This is a genomic window from Orenia metallireducens, assembly GCF_003001995.1.
Lineage (GTDB): Bacteria > Bacillota > Halanaerobiia > Halobacteroidales > Halobacteroidaceae > Orenia > Orenia metallireducens_B.
The window spans coordinates 161,925-181,147 of sequence record NZ_PVNB01000002.1 but is presented as its reverse complement, the minus strand read 5'-3'; the positions used below and the strand labels follow the sequence as shown (position 1 = coordinate 181,147).

General features: G+C 34.7%; 19 protein-coding genes and 1 riboswitch. Of the genes, 15 read left to right on the top strand and 4 right to left on the bottom strand.

Features of this window, described 5'->3' with window-relative positions; genetic code table 11:
• Nucleotides 1-618: 618 nt before the first annotated feature.
• From BX659_RS02405 to BX659_RS02390, 4 genes are all read left to right on the top strand, one after another.
• Complete coding sequence (locus tag BX659_RS02405; protein ID WP_097016231.1) at nt 619-1,674, top strand: M42 family metallopeptidase; 1,056 nt, start codon at nt 619-621, stop codon at nt 1,672-1,674.
• Nucleotides 1,665-2,702 carry a M42 family metallopeptidase gene (locus BX659_RS02400; RefSeq protein ID WP_097016230.1) on the top strand — a complete coding sequence of 346 codons (1,038 nt, stop codon included), beginning with the start codon at nt 1,665-1,667 and terminating at the stop codon, nt 2,700-2,702. Before BX659_RS02405 ends, BX659_RS02400 begins: the two co-directional genes overlap by 10 nt.
• Entirely contained in the window at nt 2,686-3,696 is a 1,011-nt protein-coding gene (locus BX659_RS02395; protein ID WP_097016229.1) for a M42 family metallopeptidase, read from the top strand. Before BX659_RS02400 ends, BX659_RS02395 begins: the two co-directional genes overlap by 17 nt.
• A gap of 66 nt (nt 3,697-3,762) precedes the next feature.
• Nucleotides 3,763-4,818: a GTP pyrophosphokinase gene (locus BX659_RS02390; protein WP_097016228.1), complete on the top strand. Its 1,056-nt coding sequence runs from the start codon at nt 3,763-3,765 to the stop codon at nt 4,816-4,818.
• 199 nt (nt 4,819-5,017) lie between these two features.
• Here the strand turns inward: BX659_RS02390 and BX659_RS02385 are convergent, their stop codons facing one another.
• Nucleotides 5,018-5,224, bottom strand: coding sequence for a hypothetical protein (locus BX659_RS02385; RefSeq protein ID WP_097016227.1), 207 nt, complete (start codon nt 5,222-5,224; stop codon nt 5,018-5,020).
• Between the two features lie 446 nt (nt 5,225-5,670).
• Here BX659_RS02385 and BX659_RS02380 point away from each other — a divergent pair, with 446 nt between their 5' ends.
• From BX659_RS02380 to BX659_RS02365, 4 genes are all read left to right on the top strand, one after another.
• Entirely contained in the window at nt 5,671-6,657 is a 987-nt protein-coding gene (locus tag BX659_RS02380; RefSeq protein WP_097016226.1) for an asparaginase, read from the top strand.
• Nucleotides 6,658-6,729: 72 nt separating this feature from the next.
• Nucleotides 6,730-7,743, top strand: coding sequence for a spore photoproduct lyase (splB, locus tag BX659_RS02375; protein ID WP_097016225.1), 1,014 nt, complete (start codon nt 6,730-6,732; stop codon nt 7,741-7,743).
• 56 nt (nt 7,744-7,799) lie between these two features.
• Nucleotides 7,800-8,081 carry a hypothetical protein gene (locus BX659_RS02370; protein WP_097016224.1) on the top strand — a complete coding sequence of 94 codons (282 nt, stop codon included), beginning with the start codon at nt 7,800-7,802 and terminating at the stop codon, nt 8,079-8,081.
• Between the two features lie 236 nt (nt 8,082-8,317).
• Nucleotides 8,318-9,790, top strand: a complete 1,473-nt coding sequence (locus tag BX659_RS02365; protein WP_097016223.1) for a sodium-dependent transporter — start codon at nt 8,318-8,320, stop codon at nt 9,788-9,790.
• 84 nt (nt 9,791-9,874) lie between these two features.
• Here BX659_RS02365 and BX659_RS02360 read toward each other — a convergent pair whose 3' ends face one another.
• Entirely contained in the window at nt 9,875-10,441 is a 567-nt protein-coding gene (locus tag BX659_RS02360) for a 5' nucleotidase, NT5C type (protein ID WP_097016222.1), read from the bottom strand.
• A 148-nt stretch (nt 10,442-10,589) separates the two neighbouring features.
• Nucleotides 10,590-11,366: a DUF1385 domain-containing protein gene (locus tag BX659_RS02355; RefSeq protein ID WP_097016221.1), complete on the bottom strand. Its 777-nt coding sequence runs from the start codon at nt 11,364-11,366 to the stop codon at nt 10,590-10,592.
• 247 nt (nt 11,367-11,613) lie between these two features.
• Between BX659_RS02355 and BX659_RS02350 the strand changes: the two genes are divergently transcribed.
• Genes BX659_RS02350 through thiI form a run of 3 tightly spaced genes read left to right on the top strand, consistent with a single transcriptional unit; the run spans nt 11,614 to nt 14,313 of the window.
• Complete coding sequence (locus BX659_RS02350) at nt 11,614-11,913, top strand: MTH1187 family thiamine-binding protein (protein ID WP_097016220.1); 300 nt, start codon at nt 11,614-11,616, stop codon at nt 11,911-11,913.
• Between the two features lie 58 nt (nt 11,914-11,971).
• Nucleotides 11,972-13,123 carry a cysteine desulfurase family protein gene (locus BX659_RS02345; RefSeq protein ID WP_106231608.1) on the top strand — a complete coding sequence of 384 codons (1,152 nt, stop codon included), beginning with the start codon at nt 11,972-11,974 and terminating at the stop codon, nt 13,121-13,123.
• Nucleotides 13,124-13,128: 5 nt separating this feature from the next.
• Nucleotides 13,129-14,313: a tRNA uracil 4-sulfurtransferase ThiI gene (gene thiI / locus BX659_RS02340; protein ID WP_097016218.1), complete on the top strand. Its 1,185-nt coding sequence runs from the start codon at nt 13,129-13,131 to the stop codon at nt 14,311-14,313.
• 90 nt (nt 14,314-14,403) lie between these two features.
• Here thiI and BX659_RS02335 read toward each other — a convergent pair whose 3' ends face one another.
• Nucleotides 14,404-14,667 (bottom strand): hypothetical protein, encoded by a 264-nt coding sequence (locus BX659_RS02335; protein WP_106231607.1) that lies wholly within the window; start codon nt 14,665-14,667, stop codon nt 14,404-14,406.
• 278 nt (nt 14,668-14,945) lie between these two features.
• On the opposite strand from BX659_RS02335, the gene BX659_RS02330 reads away from it, so the two are divergent.
• The 4 genes from BX659_RS02330 (at nt 14,946) to BX659_RS02320 (ending at nt 19,196) form a co-directional block, all read left to right on the top strand.
• Complete coding sequence (locus tag BX659_RS02330) at nt 14,946-16,346, top strand: ABC transporter substrate-binding protein (RefSeq protein WP_258176094.1); 1,401 nt, start codon at nt 14,946-14,948, stop codon at nt 16,344-16,346.
• A 64-nt stretch (nt 16,347-16,410) separates the two neighbouring features.
• A riboswitch (SAM riboswitch) is annotated at nt 16,411-16,524 on the top strand.
• A 57-nt stretch (nt 16,525-16,581) separates the two neighbouring features.
• Nucleotides 16,582-16,695 (top strand): DUF6485 family protein, encoded by a 114-nt coding sequence (locus BX659_RS19245; protein ID WP_219884421.1) that lies wholly within the window; start codon nt 16,582-16,584, stop codon nt 16,693-16,695.
• A 28-nt stretch (nt 16,696-16,723) separates the two neighbouring features.
• Entirely contained in the window at nt 16,724-17,920 is a 1,197-nt protein-coding gene (locus BX659_RS02325; protein WP_106231605.1) for an O-acetylhomoserine aminocarboxypropyltransferase/cysteine synthase family protein, read from the top strand.
• Nucleotides 17,921-18,356: 436 nt separating this feature from the next.
• Complete coding sequence (locus BX659_RS02320; RefSeq protein ID WP_106231604.1) at nt 18,357-19,196, top strand: DUF7164 domain-containing protein; 840 nt, start codon at nt 18,357-18,359, stop codon at nt 19,194-19,196.
• Nucleotides 19,197-19,223 lie beyond the last annotated feature (27 nt).

The following is a 19,223-nucleotide window of genomic DNA, read 5'->3' as shown; positions in this document are numbered from 1 at the left end:
ATATATTACGATAATTTGAGGGTTAGGTGGAAAGATGGTTGGCTAGCTAGGTTAAGCCTAACCATCTAACTACCAAAACAAAGGTGTCTTAATATCATTTTGCTATATCTTTTTTTAAAAGCTAAGACAAGCTATGGATGTCCAAGTCCAAAGTAAAATAAAAGACTAAAGTTCAAAAACTAAAGATTAGCAACGAATTAACACGAATTTTACAAATTAAAGAGTAAATAATTAATTAATATTTCAAATTATTTGGTCTCATTGGCGTAGATTCACCCCAAGAGTACTTCTTCGGTATAATTCCCCTCAGGGCGCGGGAGATTAGTTGCTGAAAGTTATCTTTTAAGTTTTTGGTTAAGAAGTTAAATGTATTAAATTAGTAGAATATTTAAATTCCGTTCTAGAATTGTTTATCTATAGATAATAGTTTTTTAAGCTATTACAAATAAAACTGCTAGAAGATTGAATAAAATAATAAATAATTATCAAATAAAATAAACTCATTGTATTGACATTTGCTATTCTATACGAAATAATAATTAAGGATAATTTTAACTTTATCCTCAACTTTACTCAAATGAATTTAAAGAGATTAATCTAATAGAGGAGGGACGTAAGATGGAAGGAAAGAGATTTGTAGCAGAGTTATCTAACGCAGTAGGTGTATCTGGCTATGAAAAGAAAATATCTAAGCAAGTAGCCACAGCCTTTGAGCAATATACTGATGAAATTGAATATGATGCCTTGGGAAATTTAATCTCTTGTAAAAGAGGCAAGGGTAATTTTTCTCAGTTAAAAATTATGCTAGCAGCCCATATGGATGAGATTGGGTTAATGGTCACCAAGATAGAAGAAGGTGGCTTTTTACGCTTTACCCCTGTAGGTGGTGTTGACCAAAGAACCTTAGTTGGACAAGAGGTATTAGTCCATGGCAAAGAGAGCTTACAAGGGGTGATTGGAGCCAAAGCACCTCACATCCAAAGTGCTGAAGAGGTCACCAAGGCCTATAAGATGGAGGATATGTACATAGATTTAGGACTTAATGAAGAGCAGGTAAAGTCTCAAATTAGAGTAGGTGACATTATCTCTATTAAAAGAGAGTTCTGTGAATTAAAGAATGATAGAATAACAGGAAAAGCCCTTGATGATAGAGCAGGGGTATTGATGATCTTAGAAACACTAAAGAATTTAAATAAGTTAAAGCACCAAATAGATGTTTATGGGGTAGCTACTGTGCAAGAAGAGGTTGGAGTCAGAGGGGCTATCACTAGTACTTATGGAATTGTTCCTGATATAGGGATAGCTATAGATGTCTGCCATGCTACTATGCCTGGTGTCAGTAAAGAGGATGCAGCTGAGTTGGGTAAAGGTCCTGCTATTGGCTTTGGTCCCCATGTCCATCCAAAGATATTTAAAAAGTTAACAGAGATAGCTAAGGAGCTGGATATACCCTATCAAGTGGAACCATCAAATCGTCCAGGAGGAACTGATGCTTATGCTATCCAAGTTACCCGTGCTGGAATTCCAACGGCATTACTCTCTATCCCACTAAGGTATATGCATACTTCTGTAGAGACAGCCAGCTTAGATGATATTAAGCGGGGAGCTAGATTATTAGCCCATTTTATTGTAGAAATAAATGATGAGTTTGTGGAGGGGTTAAGATGCTTTTAAAGAGATTAAGTGAAGCGATAGGTGTTTCAAGTAAAGAGGATGAGGTCAGAAATATAATCAGAGAAGAGTTAGTCAATTATGTTGATGAATTAAGAACTGATGCTTTAGGTAACCTGATTGCTTATAAGAAAGGAAAGCAATCAAGCCCTAGATTGATGATTACAGCCCATATGGATGAGATTGGACTGATGATTACTGACATTACCGATGATGGACTCTTAAGCTTTAAGCCTGTTGGCGGGATAGATAAGAGGGTTTTGGTATCAAAGAGGGTCTTGGTTGGTGAGGATAAAATTCCTGGAGTAATTGGCGCTAAAGCAATTCATTTACAGAAACCCAATGAGAGAAAGAAGCCTTTAGATTATAAACAGCTTTACATAGATATAGGTACTAAGGATAAAAAAGAGAGTGAGAAATTAGTAGAGTTGGGTACTATGGCCAGCTTTGATAGTAAATATGAGCAGTTAGGAGAGGATACTGTTAAAGGGAAGGCCTTTGATGATAGGGTAGGCTGTGCAGCTTTGGTAGAGCTAATGAAGAAGGATTATGACTTCCCTGTCTATGGTGTTTTTACTGTACAAGAGGAGGTTGGTGCTCGCGGGGCTACTGTTGCAGCTTATGATATAGAGCCAGATTTAGCATTAGTTCTTGAAGGAACTACAGCAGCTGATGTACCTGATATCAAAGAGGAAGGTCATGTCACTAAGTTAGGAGATGGACCTGCACTAACCTTTAGAGATGGTGCGATGATTACCTATAAACCTTTATTGGATAGATTGATTAAGGTTGCAGAGGATAATCAAATTAACTATCAGCTTAGAAAATTTACTAAAGCAGGGACTGATGGTGGTAAGATTTATCTGACCCAAGAGGGGATTCCAACAGCGGTTATCTCCGTACCATGCCGTTATATCCACTCACCAGCAGCTGTTATGAATTTAAAGGATTATCAAGCTATGATAGATTTAGCAGATGAATTCTGCCATGATATTGAAAAAGGGGGTTTTTTAAATGAAAGAGTTGATTAAAGAGTTGGTAGAAGCCTATGGCCCATCAGGGCATGAAGATAGAATTAGAGAGATCATTAAAGCTAAAATTGAGGACAAAGTTGATGAGCTACGAACTGATAGTTTGGGCAATTTAATCGCCTTAAAGAAAGGAAAGGATTCTAGTAAGAGAGTAATGCTAGCAGCCCATATGGATGAAATTGGATTAATTGCTACCCATATTGATGATGATGGGTTTATCCGTTTTTCCAATGTTGGTGGACTATCTCCTTATATGTTATTGGGAGCTAGAGTTCTATTCAATGGTGAGACAATTGGAGTTATCGATAAAGAAGGGAAGTTAGATGATATCAGTAAATTAAAGCATGAAAAGCTGTATGCTGATATTGGCGCTACTAATAAAGAAGAAGCAGCAGCTAAGGTTAAGGTTGGTGATACAGCTAGCTATTATCGTCAGATGGATGATTTAGGTGATAAATTAGTCTCTAAGGCGATGGATGATAGAATTGGATGTGTAGTCTTATTGGAGACTTTGAATCGCTTAGAGAGTATTCCTACTTATGATACCTATTTTGTCTTCACTGTACAAGAGGAGGTAGGTTTAAGAGGAGCTAAGACCTCTTCTTTTGGGATCAATCCTGATTTAGGGATTGCAGTAGATGTTACCTTGACAGGTGATATGCCAGAAGCCAGAAGAATGGAGGTTGGTCTAGGTAAAGGTCCAGCTATTAAGATCAAGGATAGCTCAGTGCTGGTTCATCCTCAGGTTAAGAATTTGATGATCGATATTGCTGAAGAGAATAATATTCCTTATCAATTAGAGGTTTTAGTGTCTGGTGGAACCGATGCAGGGGCAATTCATTTAACAAGGGAGGGTATACCTTCTGGTGCTTTATCTATCCCTTGCCGCTATGTCCATTCTCCATCAGAGATGGTTGATATCAATGATGTAGATAATAGTATTAAGTTATTAACACAGCTTTTAGAGAGTAGCTATACAGGATTATTTGAATAAAGTGATTAGATAATTAGGAGTTATGAAATTTCATAACTCCTTTAATCAATTAAAGGGGCTATTGTGATGTCTAATAAGGAGCTAATTTTAGAGGAGTTTAAAAGAGAGCAAGGATTATATAATGATTTTACTACAAGTTTAAAAAACTTGATTAAAAAGATATTAGCTGATGATGAAGTCTGTATTCACTCTGTTACCTCGCGAACTAAAGGGATAGAGAGTCTGGCTGAAAAGATTAGCAGACCAAATAAGGTCTATCAGAAGTTAAAGGATATCAAAGACTTATCTGGAGTGCGTATCATTACATATTTTGCAGATGATGTAGATAAAGTAGCAGAACTGATTGAAAAGGAGTTTGAAATCGATCAAAAAAACTCAATAGATAAGAGAAAGGAATGGGATTATGCTGAATTTGGCTATAGTTCCTTACATAAGGTAGGAAGGCTTAATTTATCAAGAGTTGATTTAGAGGGTTATTCTAAATTTAGAGGGCTCTTTTTTGAAATACAGATCAGGTCTATTTTACAGCATGCTTGGGCAGAGATTGAACATGATTTGGGTTATAAAAATGAGGAAGGTATACCTGATGCTATCAAGAGGCGTTTTGCCAAGCTAGCAGCTCTGCTTGAATTAGGTGATGATGAATTTGTGCGTTTAAGGGATGATTTAGATAGTTATGGAAGCAAGGTTGAAAGAGAGATTAAATATACACCAGAAGCTACCAGTATAAACAAGGTATCACTACAGAAGTTTATTAATTCAAATCAAGTTATGGAGGATTTAAAGGTCTTTTTTACAGACTGGTTTGGAAAAGGTTTAAAGCCTGATAAGGATAGTTATTGGCTAAAGAGTCTACCTAGGGAGTTTCACTATATAGGTGTAAATAATATAAAGGAGCTTGGTGATTTACTTAAAGAGTATTCACAGTCTATCAAAAAGTGTATTGATTTAGTATATACAAGAGAAGAACCCTATTGGGCACCAAGCATGATCCTATTTGCTCTGTTGCTATTGGTAATTGCTACTAGATATTCTAAAGAGAAGGCCTGGGAGGTCTTTGAGGGGCTTAGTATAGGACCGAGATATGATTTTGTAACAGAGGTAAAGAAGCGAATTAGATAATATAGCTAATAATCTTTAAAATTTGAAAAAATATGCTTATATAGTTGACAAGGATATCTTTATAGGATATAATAACGATATCGAAAATCATTTTCAATTAAGAAGAATTGAGATTCAACTCCAAGTTTATATCAAACTAAATTTATATCAAATATAAGAAAGGGCATAAATGCCCTTTCTTATATTTTTTGAACAAGTTTTAGTTTCTCATCAAAGCAGTATAAATATCCTCTAGTCTAGTCAATTGATTTAGTTTACATTCTCCACTAGCTTCATAATACCAATGGCACTCTCCACTAATACATTCACTAGCTTCTATCAGCTTATCTTTAAATCTTTCAAATTCTGTAAAAGTTTTGGCACTTGGAAACAGGTTACTATTGGCTATCAATAAAAAAGGGCACATCGTAATTCCTCCTTGTTAAATCATAGTGAGTAGTGACGAGTAATGGGGATATTGCGATACTTTTTCTTTGGTGGTTAGGAGTTAGAAATTTAGGTAGTTAGACAGTTCCTAACCACCTACCCACCTGTCTACCTAATAAACAAAGTGTCGCATTATCTATCAATTGTTTTATTTTTAGAACACAAGATCTCAATTCAATCTCTCAGTATAATAGTTATTAATCAAGCTACAACTTAGAAGTTGATAATTTTGGGATAGAAGCTATATATTCACTTGTTATCTTTAGGAATTAAAATAAAAGTAGAAAGAATGTATTTTGAAATATTAAAATACATAATCTAATACTAAGGATAGATTTGTTAAGTGGTGACTACCAACAGCATGATTAGATTAATTTATTACTACAAAGAGCTAATTGCTAGTCACTGATAAAAGGGAGGGAAACGGTGAAGAAAATTAAGGTCATTACCACTGGTGGCACTATTGCTATGGGAGAGGATAAGTCTACTCATCAGATAGTTCCTAAATTATCTGGAGAAGAGCTGTTAAGTCATGTTCCTCAATTAAAAAATATGGCTAAGTTAGATTTAATCCAATATACCAACCTAGATAGCTCCCAGCTAACACCTCAGATGATTTGGGATTTGGCTAAATTAGTGGAAGGGTCTTTGGCAGAGGAAGAGATTAGTGGAGTATTGATCACCCATGGTACTGATACTTTAGAAGAGACAGCATATCTACTGGATCTACTCTTAGATACGACAAAACCTGTTGTAATTACTGGAGCATTAAGAAGCTTTAATCAGCTTAGCTCTGATGGAGAAGCTAATCTAGTCCAGTCTCTACAAACTATTATTGAGCCTCACAGTAAGAACAAAGGTGTGCTAGTAGTTTTGAACAATCAAATTCATGCAGCTAGATTTGTATCTAAGCTTCATACCAATAAATTAACAGCCTTTTCATCTGTCAATACAGGTCCTATTGGTTATATTGACCATTGTGGTGTCAACTATTTTTATGATTTAACTAAGCAGATTACCATTAGACCTGAAAAATTAGAGGAGCGTATAGAGATTATTAAATTATCTATTGGCAGTGATGATAAGTTGATTCAAGCGGCCTTAGATTATGGATATAAAGGATTAATCTTAGAGGGTTTTGGCTTAGGAACACTTCCTAAGAATATAAGCTCAGGGCTGATCAGAGCAAAAGAAGAGGAGATACCTATAGTAGTGACTTCTCGTTGCTTAGAAGGTAGAGTCTATAACCTCTATGGTGCTTCAATAGGTGGAGCAAATATTGCAAAGATGGATATTATCTTTGCAGGTAATCTTAATAGCACAAAAGCACGGCTGGCTTTGATGTTATTGTTAGGTGAAGGACTATCTAAAAATGAGATCAGAAGATATTTTGGTTTTAAACTGAAGATGTAAAGGGAATTTAAGTTAAGGTTGAGTCGTCCAAACAGTATATATAACCTATCACAATAATGGAGGCAAAATTATATGAAACTATTTAAGCCAAAACGTGTATTTATTGAAGAGGGAGCATTAAAATACAGTTTAGCCCAAGAATTAGATGATAAATTTAAGAGTCAAGGAATTCCAGTAGAGTATATAGAATCTCACAATCGCCTCAATCCTAAAGAAGAGATGAGCCCAACTGCTTTATTTAATTGGACTAAAGAGACCTTGGTGGTCGGTGTTAAGAAGACATTAAGGTTTCAATCATGCCAACCCTCTGCAGATTATCGGCTCGTTACTAATACAAGTTGTCCAGCTAAATGTGAGTATTGTTATCTGGCTAAAAGTTTAGGCTCTGCCTCTTATCTTAGAGTCTATGTAAATATTGATGAGATCTTAGAAGCGGTTAAAAAGCACATTAAAAAGGGAGAGGGAGAGATTGTTACTTTTGAAGCTAGTAGTTCTTCTGATCCTCTAGCTGTTGAGCATTTGACAGGTAGTTTGCAGCAGATGATCGATTTTTTTGCTAAAGAAGAGAAGGGGCGACTTAGGGTAGTAAGTAAATTTGCTTTTGTCGACAAGTTATTAGATTTAGACCATAATAATCATACTAAATTCCGCTTTAGTATCAACTCTAATTATGTTATCGATAGTTTTGAACACTTAACTGCTAGTTTAAAAGAACGGATAGTAGCTGCTAATAAAATACAACAAGCAGGCTACCCATTAGGGTTTATTGTCGCTCCTTTAATGCTTTATGAGGGCTGGAAAGAAGGTTATAAGGATATGCTACTTAATCTTCATAAGGAGTTAAGCTCACCTGAAGATGAAGAGTTGAGCTTTGAATTGATTATGCATCGCTTTACAACCAAGTCTAAGAATTTAATAGAAGCTAGATTTCCTAACACTAAATTAACTTTAGATAAAGAGCGATACCAGCACAAAGGATTTGGTAAATATGTTTATCCAGCTGATGAAGCTGAAGAGCTAAAGACTTTTATGGAGGATAATATAAAAGAGTTATTTCCTCAGGCCAAAATAGAATATTTTACTTAAAATACCGTAGAATAAACTCTTGATAATTCATGTCTTTCCAGAAAGGAGGTATTATTTTGAAGGATTATAGAATATTAAGAACTATTGCTCTTTTATTAAAGGTTCTTGCTGTGATCGGTTTTATCGGCAGCTTTGTAACAACGATTGGTAGTATCTTTGCTGGAGGAATGACCCCAGGTATGGGACAGAATCGAATTGTCATTCTCTTTAATAATCTCTTCCCAATATATTTTGGTATTTTACAGACTGTAGTTCTATATGGCTTAGGGGAACTGCTGCTAGTATTTGTCGATATCAAAGAGGATTTAAGTAAAATCAACAGAAAGATTGAACAATAATTTAGTTGAATTAATAATGATAACTCTGTTCATATAAATTTATAATTCATTTTAAAATCTTGACATTATTCTAAAGAGATGATATATTGATTTACATAATCTATACTAGTTGAGATAAAATAAGATTGGTCTCTGAATTTTTGATTAACCAAGGCCTTTCCATTCCTATTATCCAGGGGTGTAAAGGCCTTTTAATTTAATATCTAATAATTATTAGTAGCAGAGGAGGAATTTATATGTCAGAGAATAATCAGTGGGGGAGTAGATTAGGCTTCATCTTAGCTACTGTCGGTTCAGCAGTAGGTTTAGGTAACATCTGGCGTTTTAGTTATGTTGCCTATGAGAATGGAGGAGGAGCATTTCTAATCCCATACTTAGTAGCATTATTAACAACAGGGATTCCATTATTGATTTTAGAGTTTGGTTTTGGAACAAAGATGAGAGGTTCAACAGTACTAGCCTATAAGAAACTATCTAGTAAATGGGAATGGATTGGTTGGTGGCCTGTTATCAGTGTGTTTATCTTACTTACTTATTATATAGTTATTGTCAGTTGGAGCCTTAAGTATATTTTTTATGCTTTTAACCAAGCTTGGGGTTCTAATCCAGAAGGCTTTTTTTATGGCACAAATTTAAAGCTAACTTCAGGGATAGAGAGTCTAGGTGGAGTCAATCTTACTGTCTTAATCAGTGTAGTCGCTTTATGGGCAATCAACTATTTTATCGTCTATAATGGTATTGAAAAGGGGATTGAAAAGGCATCTAAAATCTTTATGCCTTTATTGGCTTTTTTAATGTTAATTATTACTATCAGAGGAATCACCTTACCTGGTGCAGTTGCTGGAATCAATAAGTTTCTAAATCCAGACTTTTCACAACTATTAAACTCTAAAGTTTGGTTAGCTGCTTATGGTCAGATATTCTTTACCTTAAGTGTCTGCTTTGGGGTAATGATAACCTATGCCAGTTATCTTCCCAAGGATTCAGATGTAGTTAACAATTCATTTATTACAGCCCTTGCCAACTGTGCTTTCAGTTTTATTGTAGGGATAGGGGTCTTTGGTATCTTAGGGTATATGGCTACTCATAGTGGGGTACCTTTAGAAGAGGTGGTAACCCAGAGCATAGGATTGGCTTTTATTGCTTTTCCTAAAGCTATCAATATGTTACCTGCTTTTAATACCTTATTTGGAGTTTTATTCTTTTCAGCCTTAGTGATTGCAGGAATATCTTCAAGTATATCTATGGTAGAAGCAGTGGTTAAACCCCTTAATGATAAGTTTGGCTGGAGTAGAAAGAAGGCAGCTACTGTGGTAGCTGTATTGGGAGTCTTAGGAAGTTTAATCTTTACTACAGGAGCAGGGCTTTATTTCTTAGATATAATCGATTACTTTAATATGCAATTTGGGATAGTAACGATTGGGATCTTGCAATGTATTGCTATAGGATGGATCTATAAAAGCACTAAATTACGAGAATTTTTCAATCCTGTCTCTAACTTCCAGATTGGTAGCTGGTGGGACTTTACAATCAAGTATCTTACTCCACTAGTTTTGGGAATCATGCTAATTTTAAGCTTTATCAGTGAAATTAAAGATGGCTATGGAGATTATCCAATTACTGGTCTAAGAATTGGCTGGCTAGTAGCACTGGCTGCTTTAGCATTGGCTATAATTTTAAGCTCTGTTAAATGGAGAAAAGAAGAGTAAATATTATAAGCAAATAAACTCAGCTAGAGGTTTAAACCTCTAGCTGAGTTTATTTTTAAAATAAGTTAATGATAACTCGACCTTTTATTCAAAATAGTCTAGGATCTTCTCTTCAATATCAGTCCAATTATCAACTCGATTAAAATCTATTTTATGGTCTTGATTATGGTCCATGTTCATCAGAAATACAGGAATCTCTAAAGCTTTCATCATTGGAAGTAGATGTTCAGGATTATCATCGATAAAGAACTCTATTTCCTCTTTTTTACAGATATTGATCTTTTCGTCACTATGATAGAGCTTATCAAAAGGAATCTCATGTTTGCTTAGCCATTCCAAGGTAACCTGATTATTCTCTTCGGGTCTAGCTGTTACTAAGATAATCTGATAGCCTTTGGCTTTTAATCTAGTCAATACCTCTTTGCACTTAGGGCGAGGGGGCACAGTCTCAAATATCTCTAAACCCTTCTTATTTATAAAGTCCTCTACCTCTTCAGTACTTAATCCATAAGCATCTCTAAAATCATAAGAATTACTGACTCTACCGTCTAAATTAAAATAAGCACAAAGATTTTTATACCAAATATTCTCTGTACCACGCCCTTCATCTGTTAATACTGCATCGATATCTACACCAATTATTCTTTTCATTCTATCACCCCAACAAATTCAATTTATCTAAAATATATAGTCTTAAGTTTAAGGGTAAGTAAAAGTAAAGTCCAGACTTATCCTTAAACTCAAATATCAATTATAAGTTACCATTAATTAAGTTCTCTATAAATCTATTTAATCCTTCTTAAACTATGATAGAGGGAGGTGTTTCTTCCTCTTCCTTACTAATTAAAACCCTTAATGCAGTTTCTGCTGCTCTAAGATGCTTCTCATCAGGCTCTAGAGTAGTAAAGCATTGTGCTAAGTAAGCTACTGATAAGAGACTATCGGTTCCATAAGTGATAATTTCATAAGCGATACCGATAGCTAACAGATTTCCTAAAAGTTCATTAATGTTAATCCCTAAGAAGATAAAAAGATTAAGAATTATCATATAAAATACCACCAAATTGGTTCCACAGCGATTGGCCAACCTTGATTGCTCTATTAAGGGATTTTTGAAGTTATTTTCATAATGATTAACGGCTTTATGCTCGGCACCATGGAATTTAAAGGTCTCTTTTAAGAGTGTTGCCCTCAATAAAAAGGCAATAGAAGTCCAAATTAAAATATCCCAATATATATTCAAATCTGGAATAGAGTTTAATAAAGCACTACTACTTTCAGGCATTAATATTAGATAACCTTCTATGATAATATCTAGCAATAAAAGCAGTAATATTAGCCAGTATCTCTTAGGATTTCCTGTAGCTTCCTTAAAGAAGGAGATTAAGGCTGTAAATAGACTGTAAATTCCTCTAAGTATAGGAATTTTCTTGATTAATGCTATAACTTGATTATCTTTAACCAGTTTCTTACTTATACTATACCTTAATTCCCCATTCTGGTAATAGGCTTTGACAGAATAATTTGGTCCTACTAGCCTGACACCATTTTTGTAGGCTCTGCCACCAATTTTCATAATACACCTCCTAAACTAAAATTAAGTAGAAGCTTAAGTATAATTTTTACTTAATCTCTAACTGAATATATTAATAGTTTATTCTTTTTAATCTTAGATGTCAATTTTCAATCCCTTCTAGCAAGATATAATCACATAAAATCCCTTGGATACTTTTAATTTTATTCTTAAATTGATATAATAATAAGGCAGTGTAAGAGCAGTGACGAGTAAAAGAAATTATTAATTGAATTTTGGGGTGATAAATTTGGCTATTGTAGAAGTAAGTGTAGTACCTTTAGGAACTGGTGATACTAGCTTGAGTAAGTATGTAGCTGGTTGTCAAAAGATCTTAGCTGAAGAAAAGGATATTCATTATCAATTGACACCGATGGGGAGTATTATCGAAGGAGAGTTAGATGTTATTTTTGATATAATTAAGAAATTACATCAACTTCCCTTTAACAATGAAGCCCAACGAGTATATACTAATATTAAAATCGATGACCGTCGTGATAAGAAGGCTACTATGTATCAAAAGCTAGAGTCGGTAGCAAGTAAATTATAATTTGCTAGCCATAATCACTAATTACTAGGTATGAAGAATTAAAAATGGAGGAATTTCTATGGAAGAGATTTATTTAGACAATGCAGCAACGACTAAACCCTATCCAGAGGTTGTAGAGAAGATGAAAATAGCTTTGACTACAACCTATGGTAATCCTTCTTCTTTACATAGAATGGGTATAGAGGCAGAAAAGATGATCAAAGAGGCTAGAAAGAACATTGCCTCTAAGTTAGATGTCAGTGATAAAGAGGTATATTTTACCTCTGGTGGAACAGAGTCAAATAATTTGGCTATCAAAGGAGCAGTCAATTCCCTAAAACGTCATGGGAAGCGATTGATTACTAGCTCCATAGAGCATCCATCGGTGTTGAATTTATTTAAGAGGCTTGAAAGTGAGGGTTATGATGTTAAATATCTTCAGGTCGATAATGAAGGAATTATTGATTTAGAAGAGTTGAAAGCATATTTGAATGATGAGACGATTTTAGTTAGTATCATGGGTGTTAATAATGAAACGGGGTCTATTCAACCTTTAGCTGAAATTGGAGAGTTGCTATCGGACTATGATAATCTCTATTTCCATGTAGATGGAGTACAGAGCTTTGGCAAGGTAGATATCCCATTATCTAAAATAGGTATCGATTTGTACTCTATCAGTGCTCATAAGATCCATGGTTCTAAGGGGACAGGGGCATTATACATAAAGAGAGGAACAAGGATAGATAATCTGATTTCAGGTAGTAAGCAGGAGTCTGGAATTAGGCCTGGAACTGAGAATGTTCCTGGGATTGCAGGCTTTGGTCAAGCAGTAGAGTTGCTTCCTAGTCAAGATGATAAAGAGAAGATGTATCGGCTAAAAGAGTTATTGGTTACTAGAATCTTAGATGAAATTGAAGAGAGTTACCTTAATGGCCCTAAGATTCATTCTGGGGCAGCCCATATTGCTAATATCTCCTTTGCTGGGGTGAAGGGTGAGGTCTTAATTCATACTTTAGAGCGGGATAATATCTATTTATCGACAGGAGCAGCCTGCTCCTCAAAGCAAGATACACCAAGTTATGTGTTAGAGGCTATGAAGGTTAAGCCTAAGTTGATTGAAGGGGCAATTAGGTTCAGTTTTGCTCCTTCAACGACTGAAGAAGAGGTAAATTACACAGTAGACAAGCTAAAAGATGCAGTTAAGATGCTGAGAAAAATAATGCAGAGGTGATAAGAGTGAAAAGGTTATATTTGATTCGTTATGGTGAGATTGGTTTGAAGGGTAAGAATAGGTTTATGTTTGAAGATAAGTTAATCTCTAATATCATTAAGGCTTTAAAGAAGGAATCTGATGAATTAGATGTTTATAAGACCTATGGTCGTATTTATGTAGAGACTGACCTTGCTAGAGATAAGGTTATCGCGAAGTTGCAGAAGGTCTTTGGGATTGTCGGTATCGCTCCAGCCCGTGAAGTGGAGCTTGATGTAGATGAGGTCAAGAAGAATTGTTTGGAGATGGTACAAGAGGCTTTACCTAAATCAGGAGTAACCACTTTCAAAGTCAATGCCCGCCGCAACAATAAGTCCTTCCCCCTAAATAGTATGGAATTAAATAGAGAGTTAGGGGCTCATATCTTAATCAATACTGAAGATGGACGCTTACAGGTAGATGTCCATAACCCTGAATTGATGGTTAATGTAGAGGTCAGAAAGAAGGCTGTCTATATCTATACTCAGGACATCCCTGGTTGTGGAGGCTTACCTGTTGGAGTAACAGGAACAGCTGGTCTATTATTATCAGGAGGAATTGATAGTCCGGTAGCTGGCTGGATGCTGATGAAACGTGGAGTTAAGATAATACCAATCTATTTTCATAGCTTTCCTTTTACCAGTGATAGAGCTAAAGAGAAAGTTATTGACTTGACCGAGACTCTGGCTACTTACCAAGGTGAGACTAAATTACATGTAGTCCACTTTACCGATATCCAAACAGAGATGAATGATAAATGTCCAGCAGAATTGACTACGATTATCATGAGAAGAATCATGATGAGAATTGCTGAACAGATCACTTTAAATAATGGAGGTAAATCTCTATTAACAGGTGAGAGTATGGGGCAGGTTGCTAGCCAGACGATGGAATCGATGTATGTTACCAATATGGTTCCTGAAATGCCTATCTTTAGACCGTTGATTGGCTTAGATAAGGTGGAGATTATCGAGATTGCTAAAAGAATTGGAACTTATGAAACTTCAATTCAACCTTATGAGGATTGCTGCACTGTCTTTGTTCCAGAAAAGCCTGCTACTAAGGCTACTCCAGATGATGTTAAAGAAGGAGAAAAAGATCTACATATAGATGATTTGATTGAAAAAGCTATCGATGAGGTAGAGATTATTACTATTAATCCATATAAATAAGGTAGTTACGAGTGAAGAGTAGCCAGTAGCATCCAATCCCTAAATATCTAAAATATTTTAAGAGTAAGGAAGAATAGCTATTTTTAATAGCTATTCTTCCTTTTTTAGTGCATTAATCTCTAGGCTAAGTTCTTCAATCTGTTTTTGTAATCTTTCATATTCTAACTTTGAACTTTCATCAGTAGCTAAGCATTGCTCTTGGGCAGCAATGGTCAATATCGTCTGACCAACGGCTTCTAGAAAATTTCCTAAGGAATTTTGAGTATTGGCATCTAAATCACTAGCCAATATAACTCCGACTAATGTAGCTAAAACTGCCAGGTTCTCTGGTGAAGTTGAATTTAAGCAGCACATCTTAATGTCCTCCTTTATAGGTTTATAATAGTATATGAGAATCTTTAATTATCTGTTTTGAAAAAAATTAAATTGTGAAGAAACTAAACTGTATATTTTAACTATTCTTTACATAATTATTGATAAGATAAGAAATAAATGAAAGTTTTCTAGCGCTATTATAATAGTTGATATAATTAGAGATATCAAGACATTTTAAGCTTGAGTAAATAATAAAACACTCTTTTAATGGTTTACCTAGGTTTAGACTTAGATTTGATTTCAGGGAGGAGTATATATTGCTTAAAAACAAAAAAGAAAAGCTAAATTGGAAGATGATTATAATTATAATGTTAGTTGTTTTTCTAGTTAGTGGTGGAATCACCTTCTATCTTAGATATCAACAGATAGAGGGAGCTAAACCCTTTACTATCGACCCTGAAGTAGCAATAGACCCTAATAAGGAATACCGGATAAGTTATTGGGATTATGACCTGCTGATTGGTCAGAGTGAAGATTATAATCAATTTCTCCAACAAACAATTGAAGAGTTCAGTAATATATATCCAAATATTAAGGTCACTTATCAACTCTTACCTTTCTCTAGAGGAGAGCAGAAACTACAAGAAGCAGTAGAGTTAGGGACTCCACCAGATATCTATGATGATATCTTCTCTAGTCGATTAATCAGTGAAGAGTTACAGATTCCTGTTAATCTATTGTTTGGAGAAAGTGATCAAGCTAGGTATAAGCAACTAGGTATATCTGCTTTGACTTATGATAATAAGATATGGGGTTTGCCTAATTGGTTAATTCCTCAAATCTGGGTAGGAAATCAAAGAATATTAAATAGAGCTAAGGTTGATTTAGCTAAGATTAAATCTCAAGGATGGAGCTGGGATGAATTTTACCAGAGTGCTATTAAGGTTAAAGATTTAGATGATAAGTCTTATATTGTGTTCAATCCTTATAATACAGATATCTTTTATCAGTTATTAGCTAATATAGATGAAAATAATCTATTATCGCCTGATGGTGGTTCTTTTAACCGAAAATCTTTAGTTGCTATCTTTACTTTTTTAGATAGATTACGTAAAGAGAAGCTATTCCCTAGAAAGATAAATAAGATGAATAAACGGTTAATAGCAGGTTTTTGGAAAGGGGAAGCTGGAATAATAGCACCTGTTAATACCTTTTTATTAAACAACTTGCTTAAGCGGGATTTAAAGGAGAGATACATTGATATAACTTTATTACCTGTTCCAAGTAATTCAATGAAACGTAAAGCACCGCTAAAAGTCACTTCTTTACTCCTCTTTAGGCAAAAAGAATATCAAGGTGATGATCATAGTAAAGCAGTCTACCAATTTGCTAAATTTATCAATCAAGAGAAGAGTTTATATCTAGCAGAAAAGTTGAGAGTTGTACCAGCTTATCTACCTTTACAGAGCATATGGCAGGAAAGAGTAAATCTAAATAATCAGCTGAAAGAAGAGATGCTAAGTTATGTTGACAGAGGTATCTACAGAAGAATAACTTCTAACTACAGCTTAGAAGAAGAGTTAAAAGATATAATTGACAAACATTATCAAGAGTTTTGGTTAAAGACATTAAGTGTAGATAGGGTAGTTGATGATATTATTAATGAAAGCCAAAACTACTTTAATCAAGACAAAACAGAAAAAGCTGAGGAGAATTAATAATTAAAGCTTGACAGGTTTACTTGGTTATGTTATCATTATAAAAAATAGAAAATATTCTTAAATCTTATCAAGAGTGGTGGAGGGACTGGCCCGATGAAGCCCGGCAACCGGTAGTAACTGATTACTATGGCGGTGCCAATTCCAGCAATACCTTAAGGGTGTTGATAGATAAGAAGTGGTCTATAGAAATTCAAAACCTCTTCTTAGCGAAGGGGTTTTTTATTTAGGAGGTTTGAGAGCTAATGAGATTCCTACTTGCTTCTTTAGATTAGTTTCTGAAGATTTAAGTGAGCTTAAGGGATATAAGTTAGAAGATTTTGCTAAATTTTATTTAGAAAATAATTAATTATAAATCTAAGGAGGAATTAATTAAAATGAGTAGCAGAGAAGGAAAATATGGATTTGAGACAGTTGCTTTACATGGAGGATATGATCCAAAAGAGGATAGTCAAAATTCAAGAGCAGTACCTATTTATCAGACGACTTCTTATGTTTTTGATGATGCAGACCATGCAGCTAGGTTATTTGCTTTAGAGGAAGCAGGTAATATCTATTCAAGAATTATGAACCCTACCCATGATGTATTTGAGAAGAGATTAGCAGAATTAGAGGGTGGAGAAGCTGGACTAGTTACTTCTTCAGGTATGGCTGCGATTCATTTGACAGCGATTACTTTAGCTGAAGGTGGTGGAGAGATAGTATCCTCTAAGTATGTATATGGAGGTACTTATAACTTATTTGATGTAACTTTACCTAAGTATGGAATTGATACTAACTTTGTTGATCCCCATGACTTTGATGCTTGGGAGGAAGCTATTAATGAGAATACTAAGTTCTTATACTTAGAGAGTCCAGGGAATCCTACTTTGGATATAGTTGATATTAAGAAGGTAGCTGAGATTGCCCATAAACACGATTTAAAGTTGGTAGTTGATAATACCTTCTGTACACCATACTTATCCCGTCCCATTGAATTTGGTGCTGATATCGTAGTCCATTCAGCTACTAAATATATCGGTGGTCATGGTAGCTCAATTGGTGGAATTATTGTAGGACCTGCAGATTTTCTATTAAAGGCAAGAGTAGAAGGTTATCGTGATATTGGACCTGCAGCAAGTCCTTTCAATACTTGGTTATTTATTCAAGGCTTAGAGACTTTAGCACTTAGAATGGAGAGACATTCTGAAAATGCATTGAAGGTAGCTCAATGGCTAGAGGAACATCCACAGGTAGAGTGGGTTAGATATCCAGGTTTAGAGAGTCACCCACATCATGAACTTGCTAAGAAGCAACAAAAAGCCTTTGGTGGAATGTTATGCTTTGGAATTAAAGGTGGAGTTACAGCAGGTAAAGCATTAATCAATAATGTTGAATTATGCTCATTATTAGCCAATGTTGGAGATGCTAGAACATTAATTATCCATCCAGCTTCAACAACTCATGAGCAGTTATCAACAGAAGACCAAGTAGCGGCAGGTATTACAGATAATTTAATTAGAGTATCTGTAGGAATTGAAAAAGTAGAGGATATCATTGCTGATTTAGAGCAGGCCTTTGAGAAGATAAACTAATATAGTTCAAATTATATATTTTAGAGTTAAATTAAAAAAGTCGAGTTCTGTGTTAACACGGAACTCGACTTTTTCTATTGGTAGCTAGAAATCTATCATATAAGTAACTTAAAGTGATCTTATCCAAAATTAATGTAACTAAAAGGTTAAGTACTTCATAATATATAGTATCATTGGTAAATAACGCTATCAAATTAAGCAGTTGTTACATCTATAAACCTGTCCTTGTAGAATGATATTAAGACACTTTTTATAATAATAAATTTACTAGCCACAGGTTTCAACCTGTGGTGATGACGACATGTTACACTACGGGTTAAAACCCGTAGCTAAAACTTAAAGTATCACAATATCCCCATTAATCTTAAATTTGACTTAATATAGTGATATTAGATGATAAATTAAAATATTTCTTTCTTAGAAGGAGGTGTTAATTATGCGTAGGGCGATAGTTGTCTTTGTTGAAGATAAAAGAAAGCTAAAGCTACAATTTCAATGCTTATATACATCATATAAGCATATACAGAGTGAAGATACCGATCTAGTTGTATTTGGGACGAAGAGTGCTTTGAAGTGGGTAGCAGATGACTGTATTAAAGTAGAATATGGTGTTTTAAGTGACCCAGCAGAATTCCTAAAATATCGATTTATTAATTCTATTAGTTGTTTGGTTGGTAGTCAGGCTGATTTTCTAGATGATTATGATTTGATTCTAAGGACAGATGTTGATACCTTTTTAACTCCTGCTTGGAACTCTTTTTATCCTCAGTTATATACAGTAGGACGAGGTCAATACACTAATAATGATGAAGTTAGAGATAATATTAAAAGGATAGCTAAGCACTTTGGACTTAGGCATCAGGGGATTCATAATTTGGGTTCGACTCATTATGGTAAGGCTAGGTTAGTAAGAAGTGTCTGTACTTTAGCTTTATCGATATCAGAATATTTATTGACAACTGAGTTTAAAGTTGATAAAGGTGCATGGCCTGGATGGTATCGGGGGTTAACCACCATGTATAGCTGTGAAATTGCAGTTAATCACCTTGTCAATAACTTTGTAATTGATGGAGATAAGCTGGATTATGGTAGCACTGGAAGTGATTCAATTGATACACACCCTCATATCCATTGTTGGCATACCAAGAATATGTTCTCTAAGGGTCAATTTAAGGCAGGTAATTATAATCACTTATCAACTGAAAATTTAGATATAGATAAGGTTAGGAATTATTGCTTGTATATGGCACTAAAATCCCAAGAGGTTAATAGATGAAAACTGATAAAAGTATTTATTCGCTTC